Annotated in this window: 15 protein-coding genes; all 15 read left to right on the top strand. The window is 42.1% G+C overall.

Annotated elements, in window-relative coordinates; genetic code table 11:
* Nucleotides 1-5 precede the first annotated feature (5 nt).
* The 15 genes from ACFPU1_RS11515 (at nt 6) to recO (ending at nt 12989) form a co-directional block, all read left to right on the top strand.
* On the top strand, nt 6-449 hold the full coding sequence (locus ACFPU1_RS11515) for a GatB/YqeY domain-containing protein (protein WP_054635484.1): 444 nt from the start codon (nt 6-8) through the stop codon (nt 447-449).
* A gap of 320 nt (nt 450-769) precedes the next feature.
* Nucleotides 770-2113: an NfeD family protein gene (locus ACFPU1_RS11510; protein ID WP_385941252.1), complete on the top strand. Its 1344-nt coding sequence runs from the start codon at nt 770-772 to the stop codon at nt 2111-2113.
* A 27-nt stretch (nt 2114-2140) separates the two neighbouring features.
* Nucleotides 2141-3160 (top strand): flotillin-like protein FloA, encoded by a 1020-nt coding sequence (floA, locus tag ACFPU1_RS11505; protein ID WP_054635483.1) that lies wholly within the window; start codon nt 2141-2143, stop codon nt 3158-3160.
* Between the two features lie 41 nt (nt 3161-3201).
* A complete protein-coding gene (locus ACFPU1_RS11500) occupies nt 3202-3771 on the top strand; it encodes a hypothetical protein (RefSeq protein WP_100398300.1) in 570 nt (189 codons plus the stop codon).
* Nucleotides 3772-3927: 156 nt separating this feature from the next.
* Nucleotides 3928-4227 (top strand): sporulation protein YqfC, encoded by a 300-nt coding sequence (gene yqfC, locus ACFPU1_RS11495; RefSeq protein WP_054635481.1) that lies wholly within the window; start codon nt 3928-3930, stop codon nt 4225-4227.
* Nucleotides 4227-5420 carry a sporulation protein YqfD gene (gene yqfD / locus ACFPU1_RS11490; RefSeq protein WP_385941247.1) on the top strand — a complete coding sequence of 398 codons (1194 nt, stop codon included), beginning with the start codon at nt 4227-4229 and terminating at the stop codon, nt 5418-5420. The genes yqfC and yqfD overlap by 1 nt, the downstream gene beginning before the upstream one ends.
* 2 nt (nt 5421-5422) lie before the next feature.
* Entirely contained in the window at nt 5423-6400 is a 978-nt protein-coding gene (locus tag ACFPU1_RS11485; protein ID WP_385941939.1) for a PhoH family protein, read from the top strand.
* Nucleotides 6401-6529: 129 nt separating this feature from the next.
* Nucleotides 6530-8698 (top strand): HD family phosphohydrolase, encoded by a 2169-nt coding sequence (locus ACFPU1_RS11480; protein ID WP_385941244.1) that lies wholly within the window; start codon nt 6530-6532, stop codon nt 8696-8698.
* On the top strand, nt 8695-9156 hold the full coding sequence (gene ybeY, locus ACFPU1_RS11475; RefSeq protein ID WP_385941240.1) for an rRNA maturation RNase YbeY: 462 nt from the start codon (nt 8695-8697) through the stop codon (nt 9154-9156). The genes ACFPU1_RS11480 and ybeY overlap by 4 nt, the downstream gene beginning before the upstream one ends.
* The gene (locus tag ACFPU1_RS11470) at nt 9140-9532 is read left to right on the top strand and encodes a diacylglycerol kinase family protein (protein ID WP_054635478.1); all 393 of its coding nucleotides are present in this window, start codon (nt 9140-9142) and stop codon (nt 9530-9532) included. The genes ybeY and ACFPU1_RS11470 overlap by 17 nt, the downstream gene beginning before the upstream one ends.
* A gap of 170 nt (nt 9533-9702) precedes the next feature.
* The gene (locus tag ACFPU1_RS11465; protein WP_100398305.1) at nt 9703-10455 is read left to right on the top strand and encodes a DUF502 domain-containing protein; all 753 of its coding nucleotides are present in this window, start codon (nt 9703-9705) and stop codon (nt 10453-10455) included.
* Nucleotides 10448-10846 (top strand): cytidine deaminase, encoded by a 399-nt coding sequence (locus ACFPU1_RS11460; RefSeq protein ID WP_385941237.1) that lies wholly within the window; start codon nt 10448-10450, stop codon nt 10844-10846. Before ACFPU1_RS11465 ends, ACFPU1_RS11460 begins: the two co-directional genes overlap by 8 nt.
* On the top strand, nt 10839-11744 hold the full coding sequence (era, locus tag ACFPU1_RS11455; protein ID WP_385941234.1) for a GTPase Era: 906 nt from the start codon (nt 10839-10841) through the stop codon (nt 11742-11744). The genes ACFPU1_RS11460 and era overlap by 8 nt, the downstream gene beginning before the upstream one ends.
* A gap of 308 nt (nt 11745-12052) precedes the next feature.
* The gene (locus tag ACFPU1_RS11450; protein ID WP_083465269.1) at nt 12053-12199 is read left to right on the top strand and encodes a YqzL family protein; all 147 of its coding nucleotides are present in this window, start codon (nt 12053-12055) and stop codon (nt 12197-12199) included.
* 43 nt (nt 12200-12242) lie between these two features.
* On the top strand, nt 12243-12989 hold the full coding sequence (recO, locus tag ACFPU1_RS11445; protein WP_385941230.1) for a DNA repair protein RecO: 747 nt from the start codon (nt 12243-12245) through the stop codon (nt 12987-12989).
* Nucleotides 12990-13231 lie beyond the last annotated feature (242 nt).

The raw sequence follows: 13231 nt of genomic DNA, 5'->3' as shown, positions 1-13231 counted from the left end.
AATCATTGGAACTCATGGAACGCTTGAATGAAGATATGAAATCTGCCATGAAGGCTAAGGAAAAGAAACGGCTTTCTGTAATTCGCGGAGTCAAATCTTCTTTGCAAAATGAAAAAATCAAGTTAGGCAAAGAACTTAGTGAAGAGGATGCTCTTTCAGTTTTGAACCGTGAAGTGAAACAACGGAAAGATTCCCTCCATGAGTTTGAAAAAGCAGGAAGAAATGATTTAGCAGATGAAGCGAAACTCGAGATTGAAATTCTGTCTGACTATTTACCTGAACAGCTCTCTGATGAGGAGCTGGAAACGGTCATCAAGGAAACAATTGATGAAGTAGGTGCCAGCACCAAAGCCGATATGGGAAAGGTCATGGGAGCCATCATGCCGAAAGTAAAAGGCAAAGCAGATGGCGGCAAAGTAAATCAACTCGTGCAGAAGCAGTTATCTTAAAATAAAATAAAAAGGCATCTCCACCATGGAGGTGCCTTTTTTTAAAGATGAAGTATCATTTGCTAAATTGAAAAGATAGGATTCCGATGCCTTCACATCCTCGTTTTCTGTTTTATGAATTTATTTTCATCTAAAGTCACATACTTCCTTTGTTCATACCCAAATCGATAATAAAGTGAAACGATATCTGCTGTCAGCCGTAGAGACACTAAAATGCCTTACTAGTTTCTTGTGAACAGGCTACGTTCATGATTAAATTATAGTAAGGTTAATAAGAGTCATAACACAACTTTGTGATGGCGATAAAGCGAGGGGAAAATATGTTTAAAATGCTTCGTTTGTTTATATATCTCCTTCTTATTGCGACTGCACTCTTTTACCCGGCGGCAAGCTTATGGGCAGAAGACGAGGAGCAAAATGAGGAAGGGCCAATTGTTTATTTTATTCCAGTAGAGCAGACTGTTGAACGAGGATTAGAAGCTTTCTTACAACGGTCCATTGCAGATGCAGAAGAAGAAGGGGCAGAATTCATCGTACTTGAAATCGACACTCCTGGCGGGGCCGTTGATGCCGCAGGAAATATTGCTAATCTCCTTCAAGGGACAGATACTCCCCTCATTGCTTTTGTTACAGGCGAAGCAATGTCAGCCGGAGCTTATATTTCGTTGAATGCTGATCATATAGTCATGAGTCCAGGTTCCAGAATGGGCGCTGCCCAGGTTATAGACGGAACCGGCAACGCTGCTGATGATAAGGCTCAGTCTGCCTGGGTAGCCAACATGATTAGTGCAGCTGAGTTGAACGACAGAGATCCTCTTTATGCACAAGCGATGGCCGATCCCCGTGTAGATCTTCCTGATTACAGGGCACCGGAAGGGGATTTACTGAGTCTCACTGCTTCGGAAGCATTGGAGGTAGGGTATGCTGAAGCTGTAGCTTCCAATCGTGAAGAGGTAGTTGAATGGATGGGCATCGAAGACGTTGTGGCAAAAGAAATGGACGTATCTTTTTCTGAACAGCTGGCCCGGTTTGTAACCCATCCAGTTGTTATCCCTATTTTACTATCCATGGGAAGCTTAGGGCTCATACTGGAGCTATACTCCCCCGGCTTTGGAATACCTGGAATTATGGGTATATCCGCGCTTCTCTTGTTCTTTTTCGGCCATATGTTTGCAGGGTTTGCCGGAATGGAAACCTTTATTCTTTTTGGGGCGGGAATCATTTTGATGCTCATTGAAATATTTGTGCCCGGATTTGGGATATTTGGAATCCTTGGTATTGCTTCAATGATTGGTGGAATGATCCTTGCTTCGTTCTCCACATTCAACATACTTGTTTCTATCTTGATTGCAGTAGCAGTGGCAGCTATAGCAGCTATAGTGCTCTTTAAGTTTTTTGGTCAAAGAGGGCCAATGAAAAAAATGGTTTTACATGATTCTACGACTACGGAAGAAGGCTATATTTCAAGTGTTACAAGAGAAGAGCTGATCAATCAGACAGGAAGAACGTTAACTCCATTAAGGCCGTCAGGTTCTGTAGTAATGAACAATGAACGCCTTGACGTTGTCTCGGAAGGAGGATATATTGAACAGGGCAGGAAAGTTAAGGTAGTCGCCACTTCGGGTTCACGTGTTGTGGTAAGAGAGTTGAAAGACGAGGAATAAATTGTATTTTAGTTGGGAGGAAAGAAAATGCCAGTAGAGTTATCATTATTAATCGTAGTGGCTCTTGTCATCATTGCATTAGCCGTTCTATTTACGTTCGTGCCAGTAATGCTTTGGATCTCGGCACTTGCAGCCGGCGTAAAAATCGGTATTTTTCAATTAGTAGGAATGAGGCTCCGCCGGGTCATCCCTGCGCGAGTGGTTAACCCGCTGATCAAGGCAGAAAAAGCAGGGCTGAAGATTACCCTGAACAAATTAGAAGGTCATTACCTGGCTGGGGGTAACGTGGATCGGGTGGTCAATGCGTTAATTGCTGCACAAAGAGCAAACATTGAACTGACTTTTGAGCGTTGTGCAGCCATCGATCTTGCTGGAAGAGATGTTCTTGAAGCCGTTCAAATGAGTGTTAACCCTAAAGTAATTGAAACACCTTTTATTGCCGGTGTGGCAATGGATGGAATTGAAGTGAAAGCTAAGGCGCGTATCACTGTGCGTGCGAACATAGACCGTCTTGTCGGTGGTGCTGGTGAAGAAACAATTATTGCAAGGGTCGGGGAAGGGATCGTTTCCACGATTGGTTCCTCAGAGGCACATAAAGATGTATTAGAAAACCCAGATCGGATCTCACAAACAGTATTGTCTAAAGGGTTGGATTCTGGGACAGCTTTTGAAATTCTCTCCATTGATATCGCAGACATTGATATCGGCAAAAATATCGGAGCTGAATTGCAGACTGACCAAGCAGAAGCAGATAAGAAAATTGCTCAAGCGAAGGCCGAAGAGCGTCGTGCAATGGCGGTAGCTCATGAGCAGGAAATGAAAGCCCGCGTTGAAGAAATGCGTGCAAAAGTTGTGGAAGCTGAAGCAGAGGTACCTCTTGCAATGGCGGAAGCGCTTCGATCCGGTAACCTTGGCGTAATGGATTATATGAATATCCAAAATGTCATGGCCGATACTGACATGAGAGAAAATATCGGTAAAGCAACTGGAGAAGATGATAATAACTCATCTTCCGGCGATTCTAATAGCGGAAACCGCCGTTACTAAGTTGGGCAGCACCTTCCCTGAAAGGGAAATGAGGTGAGGATATGGAAGCGATCATAGAGTTTATTTTTGCAAACCTCTTTATTATTCTCTTAATTGTCGGGGGAATCATCAGCATGATCTCCAGGCAGGGCGGAGGGAACCAACAAAGAGGACAAGGGCAGGGAGAGCAGCGCAAGCAGGGGGAAATAGATTGGAAAGAAATTTTCAAGCAGGAAGAAAATGACCCGGGCCGAGGACAGCCTTCTCCCCGTCCTACCCCCCCGGGCGGTTCTTCAGGTCCTCAGCAGGGCAGCCGAACGGCTGCTTCAGATCCTGCAGGCGTTGAGGAAGAGACCCGAAATGCTAAAAGTGAGTATGAACAGCGATTGGAAGAAATACAGCGTAGAAAGAAACAAGCAGAAGAAAAAATAGGTGAGATTTCGGATTCTCCTATTTTCGGAAATGAACTTTCTTCCCCTTCTTCTCAAAAATCGAAGGTGGATCTTCAATTCAGCCGTATTTCCAAAAAAGAAGCTATGCAAGGCGTGATTTGGTCTGAGGTATTAGGGAAACCAAGGGCAAATCAGCCCCATCGAAGTGCATCTCTTTATAGACGCCAGAGAAGAAGCTAAGTCGAGTGACTTAGCTTCTTTTTTATTCTCTGCTTTCGATATACAAAAAAAGCGGGATGACAACAACCGGGCAGGAAAATCCCCTCTCAGCTTAATAATTGTGCTAGGTTCTGCTTTTTTTACATAAGTATGGTGGAAGAGGAGGGCGAGGGGACCATGAAACGATGGAAGCAGACATTCAAACAGTGGCTTACAAGAGAGATGGACCTTCCTGCCGATGTGTTAATGGACGTTCCGCGTATAACTATGATTGGCCAGCTGCATTTATATATAGAAAATCATCGCGGGGTGCTCCACTTTACCAAGACACAAATCCGCCTCCGCTTAACACAGGGAGAGCTTTTGGTAGAAGGGAAAGAATTTGTGATTAAGTCTATCCTTCCAGAAGAACTGTTGTTAGAGGGAGTAATAGATAAGGTAACATATATTACTGAACAAAACGGTGGGGAGCGCTAATGAAAAATCAATGGATAGAGAGGAAATGGAACGGCACGGTTGTGATTAAGGTAGAGGGTCTTCACCCTGAGAGGTTTATCAACAGCTGTCTGCACCGCAGTATTCCTGTCTGGTCTGTTACTAAAGCAGGCAATGAGATGATAACGTGTCAAGTTAATGTAAAGGACATTAAGCATTTAAGACAAATAGCAAAAGAAACAGAGTGCCGCTTCCAGTTTCAAAAAAGAGAAGGCCTGCCTTTTTTGCTTCAATGGTTCAGAAGAAGGCTGGGATTTACTGCAGGAGCATGCTTATTTGTAGTTTTGCTGTATTTATTATCAAATATGGTATGGGACGTTCAAATTGACGGGGCTTCCCCTCAAGTAGAGCATGAGCTAAGAAAGTTGACAGAAGAGATAGGAGTCACCAGGGGAGCGTTTCAATTTACACTTCCCTCTCCTGAAGAACTGCAGCTGCAAGTCACCAATGGCATTGAAGAAGCAACATGGATAGGAGTCGAAGTCAAAGGCACAACCTACCATTTTCACGTTGTCGAGCAAACTCTGCCTGAAGAAGCACAATATGTGAATCCAAGACATTTGGTTGCTAAAAAGAAAGCAGTCGTTCACGATATATTCGTTGAACACGGACAGGCTCAGGTAAAGCCAAACGACTTTGTAAACAAAGGGGATATGCTTGTATCTGGATTTGTTGGAAAGGGAGAATACACAAGCCTGGTAGCAGCGAAAGGGCAGATTCTCGGAGAAATATGGTACAAGGCCGAGGTGGAGGTTCCAAAAAAAGTTGTCATGGAAGGGCTGACAGGAGAGGAAAAACGAAAGTACCTTATTAAGGTATTCGATGTGGACATCCCTTTGTGGGGCTTTACAAGCAAAGAGGCATTTGAAAGTGCGAAAGAAGAAAAAAATGAATCAACAATAACAATAAAAGGTTTTAATCTTCCCTTCTCATGGCAAAAAATAAAATATAGGGAGACAGAGCAGATTATAAAGGAAAACAGCAAGGAAGAAGCATCAAAAGTTGCCGAGATCATGGGCAGGCATGAATTACATTCGAGGCTTCCAGAGGATGCGGAAATAATTGGGGAAAAAGTTTTGCACGAAATTGAAGAGAATGGTAAAGTGAAATTAGTAATTCACTATCAGGTAATTGAAGATATTACATCGGAAGCACCGATCATTCAAGGGGATTGAGAATATTGACGGAAAAACAAGTCATCCAGCTTGATGTAAAAGATAGTAATGAAGCTCAAGCGTTATTTGGACCTGGTGATGTACATTTAAAGCGTATAGAAGAAAAGCTAGACGTCACGCTCATTACCAGAGGAGAGTCGTTAATGGTTGCCGGCACGAAAGAGGAAGCCGGTCTGGTTTCAAATGTACTTGAAGCATTAGTGGAATTGATACGCAAGGGAGTAAATGTCTCTGAGAGAGACGTGGTTTATGCTATTCAACTTGAGCAGGCCGGGCAGTTAGATCAGCTGCTTGATCTCTATCAGGAGAAGATAGCAGTTAACTCCAAGGGAAAACCCATTGTGGTTAAGACCCTTGGACAGAAAGAGTATATTCAAGCGATTCGACAGCGTGATATGGTTTTTGGTATTGGGCCTGCCGGTACCGGAAAAACCTATCTTGCAGTGGTCATGGCAGTGAACGCTTTGAAAGAAGGACATGTTAAACGTATTGTTCTGACACGTCCTGCTGTAGAAGCAGGGGAAAGCCTTGGTTTTCTTCCAGGAGATTTAAAAGAAAAGGTTGACCCATATCTTCGTCCGCTTTATGATGCTCTTCATGATATATTTGGTGTTGAGCATACCGCTCGTTTAATGGAAAGAGGAACCATAGAAGTTGCACCTCTTGCCTATATGCGAGGAAGAACGCTGGAAGATGCCTTTGTTATTTTAGACGAAGCTCAAAACACTACAAAAGAACAAATTAAGATGTTTTTAACGAGACTTGGATTTGGTTCAAAAATGATAGTAAACGGAGATTTAACGCAAATTGACCTTCCAAGAGGTCAACAATCAGGATTGAAGGTAGCCATTGGTATTTTAAAGAATATTGAAGACATTGGGTTTATTTATCTTAAGCAGGCTGATGTCGTGCGACATACGTTAGTCCAGCGTATATTGGATGCTTATGAAACTACGGACCAATCCAAAAAAGAAAAGTAACATCTATGATCTTTCACAAGGCCGGTTCCATTTTGGGGCCGGCCTCGTCTTACATATTGACGGGGATGCATGGTTTGTTGTCTACTGGCCTGTTTATTTGGAGAGGCTTTTGGTAAGAGGTGAAAAAGGTTGAAAAAGAGAACATCCATAGAACATGTTGGATGGTGGAAAAAAGTCAAAAATCAGCGCTATATACGAATTTTGCTATACGTCTTATTGGCTGTTGTTTTGTATGTATCCATGCTCGGCAACGTGATCCCTGACACCTATGAAGTGAGCCTGTCGAGTGTTGCGGAAGAAGATATCCGTTCTCCGGTCACTGTGGAAAATAAAGCTGAGACAGAGTCTAAATATCAAGAAGCATTAAATAGTGTGGATCCTGTGTACGTCCACAAGAGTGACTATGCTCAAAATCAAGTAGAAAAGGTAAATGATGTGTTTGAGCTCGTTGAACAAGTTAGAACTGAGGAAGTGCTGACTATTGATGGAGAAACAGTCACAGATCCGCAAATAGAAGACCAGCTCTCTTATATCCAAGAAATACTTTCATCCGGGTCTAACCGGGGGCTTTCTGAAGAATCTGTGGAAACATATTTAGACGCTACAGACAGTCAGCTGCAGATTGCCAGAGAAACAGTCAAGAACGCTGTCTATGAGTCCATGAGCAGAGTTATCGCTTTAGATGATATCTCCTCTGCAAGAGACGAAGTTGCTGAAAAACTAGCGCTCACGAGCGTAAATCAACGGCTATATGAAGCTATGCTTGAAACAGCCAGGATATCCATTACAGCAAATTATTTATACGATGATGAAGCAACGGAGGAACTGAGACAGGAGATGGTTCAATCTATTGAACCGGTAATGATAAGCGAGGGCCAGCTGATTGTTAAAGAAGGGGAAATTATTAATCATGCTGTTTATGAACAGCTGAGGCTTGCAGGTCTTCTTGATGATACCTTTAATCCTTTCCCATACATCGGCCTGGCTTTATTTGTTCTCCTGATTGTTGGAACCCTTGCTTATTATTTTAAAGAAGCTAATACCACTTTACAGAATAACAACAGCCATTTATTAATGTATGTTCTTATTTTTTTAGTGACTGTAGTGGTAATGAAATCAATAAGCCTCCTTGAAAATCTTGATATTGCCTCCCTGGAACTAATTGTTCCGGCAGCAGTAGGCAGTATGTTAATCACCAGTCTTATCCACTTTAGGGTAGGCCTCATGACCAGCATGATGTTTGCTTTGGTTGCCAGTGTAATTTTTAATCATGGTGCTGTAGGGACGTTAAATTTTACTACAGGGGTTTATATCTTATTCAGCTGTTTTGCCGGGGCTTTTTTTCTTGGAAAAGATAATCGCATCGTAAGAATCCTACAAGCAGGATTGTTTGTATCCTTAATCAATATCATTACTATTACAGCCCTCCACATGATGAAAGGAGGGTTTGGCAGCTGGTTTGATTACGGAACGGCCATTTCCTTTGCCTTTATTTCAGGTTTTTTTGCTGCAGTGCTTACCCTGGGGCTCATGCCATTTTTTGAAACCGGGTTTGGCATTCTTTCCAGAACAAAGCTCATTGAACTTTCCAGCCCTAACCATCCCCTGCTGCGTAAGATCCTGCTTGAAGCACCAGGAACTTACCACCACAGTGTGATGGTTGCAAATCTTGCGGATTCTGCGTGTGAAGCTATTGGAGCACACGGACTCCTGGCCAGGGTAGGTGCGTATTACCATGATATAGGTAAAACGAGACGCCCGCACTTTTTTATTGAAAATCAGATGAAGATTGACAATCCTCATAACAAAATTTCACCGCAATTAAGTAAAACGATTATCATTTCTCATCCATATGATGGTTCGAAAATGCTTAAGGAGTACAAAATGCCAAAAGAAATAATAGACATTGCAGAACAGCATCACGGCACAAGTCTGCTTAAGTACTTCTATTTCAAAGCAAATGAACAAAGTCAGCAGAAAGTCCCAGAGTCTCAATTTAGATACCCTGGACCTAAAGCACAATTTAAAGAGTCTGCTATTGTAGGGATCGCAGATTGCATAGAGGCAGCTGTCCGGTCGATGACAAAACCAACGCCTGATAAAATCGAACAGCTCGTTAAAAAAATTATTAGAGAACGGCTTGAAGATGGCCAGTTTGATGAATGCGATCTGACGTTAAAAGAATTGGACCTCATAGCCAAATCTATCTGTGAAACACTTCAGGGAACCTTTCATTCACGCATTGAGTACCCAGAGGAAGGGAAGAATAAAGGCAAGAACAAAGGAGGAAAAGAATGACCTACATCATAGACCTATTAGATGAAACGGAGAGCCTGACTCAGGAGAAACAGGAACTGGTGAGAAGAATAGTTGAATCTGCCTGTCTACAGGAAAATGTTCCAGCTGAAACAGAGGTTTCGGTAACATTTGTAGATAATCAGGCGATCCAAGACATTAATCGTGAGTACAGAGGAAAGGATTACGCAACAGATGTTATTTCTTTTGCTTTAGACGAAGGAGAAGAAGGTCCTGTTGATCCATCCGTTCCCAACCTTTTAGGAGATATAATCATCAGTGTTCCAAAAGCAGAGGAACAAGCTGCCGCCTATGGGCACTCCTTCGAAAGAGAGCTTGGCTTCCTGGCCGTTCATGGTGTGCTCCATCTCTTAGGCTACATCCATGAGACCGAAGAACAGGAAAAGCAAATGATTTCCCGTCAGGAAGAAATACTGAAAGCTTATGGGCTTGAAAGGTAAAGGCAACATAAGGTGGCGGCGTCTATTTCACTCTTTTAGATTTGCTTCCTACGGGATAAAGCATGTAATCATACACGAACAAAACATGAGGATTCACCTGGCAGCTGGTATCTTAGTTTTGCTCGCAGGTTTTTTGTTAGGAATCCCAAAAGTTCACTGGTTACTGTTACTCCTCACCATAGGAGGAGTCTGGTCTTTAGAGATATTAAACACGGCCATAGAACGAACGGTAGATCTGGTTACTGATGAGTATCATCCTTTGGCAAAAGCCGCCAAAGACATCGCAGCAGCCGGAGTATTTGTTTTTAGCTTGATAGCTGTCATTGTTGGTATTGTGATCTTCCTGGAGCCGCTTAGAAATTTATTTATAAAGTAAGCTCTGTGAAAGGTATTTGTTTTGTTCTTGTGCAGTCCTGCTGTTATCCCTCCCTGTCCGTAAAAAGAGACAGAATGCAGCAAATGTGAAGCGTACAAGCGTTTACAGAGCTATAAAAGTATAAGATCAGCTGCTGTTACGATAAAGGGAGAGGAGTCGAGAAAACATTCATGTGGAAAAGCTTTCAAAAAAATATTCTTGCCGGCTTGATATTTCTACTGCCTGCGATTGCTACAATATACGTCCTGCAATTTCTTTTTTCTTTAATTGATGCTTTTCTCGGTTCATTTATCACTGATGTCCTTCGGACGTTGAACGTCATAACAGTAGAAGATGGAAGCATTCATTTTCTGGGAATTTACACTCCCTTCACAGAACGTCTTCTCGGTATAGGCTTTGTGTTGACAATCATTTTAATTACGTGGATCGGTTCAATGCGTATTAAAGGCCAGGGAGCTCCTGTATTTACTTCCATTGACCGTACGTTTAGAAAGATACCGATTGCAAGCTCCATTTACACGTCGGTGGAGCAGGTCGTCCATGCGTTTGCCCAGGAACGCTCTTCGTTTCAGCGGGTTGTTCTATTGGAGTACCCCAGAAAAGGCTTATATACCCTTGGATTTTTAACCGGGGAATCAAAGGGAGAGGTTCAGAGGCTGACAAATAAAGAGTGCATTAATGTTTTTCTCCCTACTACACCAAATCCAACATCGGGCTGGCTAGTCCTTGTTCCAAAAGAAGATGTGAAAATTCTTGAAATGACAGTGGAACAAGGGTTAAAATTTATTATTTCAGGAGGTGTGGTAGTTCCTCCTGACCCAGAGACGCCACAAAGAGATACTTACGTTGAAGAAGATTTAAAAAACAAAAGGTTAGTCATTAACGTGAAGGGCAAGAAAGAAAGGAGAAATCGCGATGAATGATAAAGAACTTATCCAAAAAGCAATCGAAGCAAGAAATAATGCATACGTCCCTTATTCACATTTCCCTGTAGGTGCTGCTGTGCTGACTGAAAATAAAGAAGTCTATATTGGCTGTAATATTGAAAATGCTTCGTTTGGTTTAACAAATTGTGCAGAACGTACGGCAGTCTTTAAAGCGGTATCTGAGGGAAGCAGCAATATTACAGCAGTAGCCGTTGTCGCAGATACTGATGGTCCTGTTTCGCCTTGCGGAGCATGTCGCCAGGTGCTATCTGAATTTCTCCCTCCAAACGGTAAGGTTATATTAACCAATTTAAAGGGAGACACAGAAACGACCACGATCAATGAGCTGCTGCCAGGAGCTTTTGGAGCGGAGGATTTTTATGAGTAACCAGCCATTTAAATCTGGATTTGTAGCATTGATTGGCCGTCCTAATGTTGGTAAATCAACGCTTCTCAATTATGTCATTGGACAAAAGATTGCCATTATGAGCGATAAACCGCAAACAACCAGAAATAAAATCCAGGGAGTGTATACTTCAGACGATGCTCAAATTATTTTTATAGATACTCCAGGAATTCATAAACCTAAACATCGACTTGGCGATTTCATGGTAAAAGCAGCTACCACGACAATCAAAGAAGTGGATCTGGTTATGTTTCTAGTCGATGCTACAGAACCGTTTGGATCGGGGGAGCAATTTATCTTGTCCAGATTGGAAAGTAGTTCAACCCCGGTGTTTTTAGTTATTAATAAGATTGATTTAATCCACCCTGATGAACTATTTGAAAAAATAGCAGCCTATAAGGATCGTTTCCCGTTTGCAGAGGTCATTCCTGTCTCTGCTCTGCAAGGAAACAATGTTCCTACTCTCATTGATCAAATAAAAGCCTACCTTGAGGAGGGGCCTCAATTTTATCCGGCTGATCAAATCACGGACCATCCAGAGCGGTTTGTGGTCAGTGAGTTAATCAGAGAAAAAGTTCTTCATTTAACAAGAGATGAAATCCCACATTCCATAGCAGTTGGAATCGAAGAAATGAAAGAGCGGGAGGAAGGCACAATTTATGCTGCTGCCACCATTATTGTGGAAAGAAGCTCTCAAAAAGGAATCATTATAGGAAAGCAGGGGAAAATGCTTAAAGAAATAGGCCAGAGGGCACGGGAGGATATTGAAGCTCTACTTGGGTCGAAAGTATTTTTAGGTTTATGGGTAAAAGTACAAAAAGATTGGCGTAATAAAAAGTTCCATTTAAGTGAGCATGGCTATCGTGAAGACGAATATTAAGAGAAAAAAGACAATGGCAATATTTGGATGCCATTGTCTTTTTATAAAAAAGTTATTATGATAATGATAAATAAACATTGTTAGGAATACTTTTTTGTTTTCGAAATTTTTTGTATTTTCGGTGTAAAACTATACAAATAGGGTAATAAGAAACCATCAACTTATCAAACATTATATGTTATTCTTTTTTCTGTATTTTATGTGCAAGTAAAGTTGTCAATTTTTCCATAACATTGTTACAGGTAAACGAGGTCATCCTAAGAGTGCAGGCTTACTTTTAACTGCTTCAAAAAAGGAGTGTTAAGAACATGTTGGATTTCTCTTGGAAGGTATTTTCCATAACTGGGAATGTAGATACGTACCTCTTGATTAAGGAGATTGAACAGGACATGGGAACTGAGGAGGCCCTGCCTCTTAGTGAGGAAAACACACCACTTGATAGTACACCGAATTAGCCCTCGTTTGCCGTCACTTACGAAGAATGAGGAGAAGTAATTTATGCTTGATAAAGCGGAAGGAATAGTGCTTCGCACCATTTCCTATGGGGAATCAAATGTCATAGTCACGTTGTTCACGAGGGAAGCAGGTAAATTAGCCGTGATGGCTAAGGGAGCAAAGAAGCCAAAAAGCAGGCTTGCCTCCATTACTCAGCCTTTTATGTATGGAATGTTTTTATATTACAAAGGATCTGGAATGAGTACGTTAAGCCAAGGTGATCCTGTGAATTCCTTTAAGCTGCTCAGGGCAGATATTAATAAAACTGCCTATGCCTCTTACTTTGTAGAAATGGTCGATAAACTCACCGAAGAGAAGGAAAGAAATCCTTATTTGTTCGAGTTGCTTCTGCAGCTGCTTCAATACTTAAATGAAGAAATGGATGAAGAAGTGCTGATGCGCATCTTTGAAACAAAAATGACAGCAGTTGCGGGAATAAAACCTGAATTAGACCATTGTGCAAGCTGCCAGAACAAAGAAGGGGAGTTTTCATTTTCCGTTAAGGAAGCAGGATTTCTTTGCAGGCAGTGTGCTCATATTGATGAAAAGATAATCCCTATCAGCCAGCAGACCGTCAGGCTGCTGCGTCTTTTCTTTTATATGGATATCGCAAGGCTTGGCACGGTTTCGTTAAAGCAGGAAACAAAGGATCAGCTAAAGACTGTACTTGAGACATATTATGACGAATACTCCGGGCTTCACTTAAAGAGCAAAAGGTTTCTTAGCCAACTTGAAAAATGGAAGCTGTAAGGACTTATAAGAAAACTTGACAGCCTATGAACCTTTCAAGTATGATTCAAATAAATTCATATGGTGCGAAGACAGAGAGTAGTAAGTACCCTCTTTACCTAAAAGCGAGCGTGGGATGGTGGAAGCCGCGCGGTAAATGGTAGTGAAGGCGTTCTTGAGCACAGACGATGAGAAGCGGCTGTTTTCTGATGAAACAGCAAGTAGGGTGGAACCGCGGGTCGAGACGAAACCCGTCCCTATGC

The sequence above is a fragment of the Thalassorhabdus alkalitolerans genome, from assembly GCF_042656525.1.
In the GTDB taxonomy this organism is placed as follows: domain Bacteria; phylum Bacillota; class Bacilli; order Bacillales; family Marinococcaceae; genus Thalassorhabdus; species Thalassorhabdus alkalitolerans.
This window is presented reverse-complemented; position numbering and strand designations above follow the sequence as displayed.

Excerpts from the sequence above, each read along its gene's own strand:
- yqfD (WP_385941247.1), top strand. The coding sequence starts at position 4,227 with ATGAAAAATCAATGGATAGAGAGGAAATGGAACGGCACGGTTGTGATT.
- ACFPU1_RS11450 (WP_083465269.1), top strand. The coding sequence starts at position 12,053 with ATGTTGGATTTCTCTTGGAAGGTATTTTCCATAACTGGGAATGTAGAT.
- ACFPU1_RS11460 (WP_385941237.1), top strand. The coding sequence starts at position 10,448 with ATGAATGATAAAGAACTTATCCAAAAAGCAATCGAAGCAAGAAATAAT.
- ACFPU1_RS11510 (WP_385941252.1), top strand. The coding sequence starts at position 770 with ATGTTTAAAATGCTTCGTTTGTTTATATATCTCCTTCTTATTGCGACT.
- floA (WP_054635483.1), top strand. The coding sequence starts at position 2,141 with ATGCCAGTAGAGTTATCATTATTAATCGTAGTGGCTCTTGTCATCATT.
- ACFPU1_RS11470 (WP_054635478.1), top strand. The coding sequence starts at position 9,140 with ATGGGCTTGAAAGGTAAAGGCAACATAAGGTGGCGGCGTCTATTTCAC.
- recO (WP_385941230.1), top strand. The coding sequence starts at position 12,243 with ATGCTTGATAAAGCGGAAGGAATAGTGCTTCGCACCATTTCCTATGGG.
- ACFPU1_RS11500 (WP_100398300.1), top strand. The coding sequence starts at position 3,202 with ATGGAAGCGATCATAGAGTTTATTTTTGCAAACCTCTTTATTATTCTC.
- era (WP_385941234.1), top strand. The coding sequence starts at position 10,839 with ATGAGTAACCAGCCATTTAAATCTGGATTTGTAGCATTGATTGGCCGT.
- yqfC (WP_054635481.1), top strand. The coding sequence starts at position 3,928 with ATGAAACGATGGAAGCAGACATTCAAACAGTGGCTTACAAGAGAGATG.
- ybeY (WP_385941240.1), top strand. The coding sequence starts at position 8,695 with ATGACCTACATCATAGACCTATTAGATGAAACGGAGAGCCTGACTCAG.
- ACFPU1_RS11465 (WP_100398305.1), top strand. The coding sequence starts at position 9,703 with ATGTGGAAAAGCTTTCAAAAAAATATTCTTGCCGGCTTGATATTTCTA.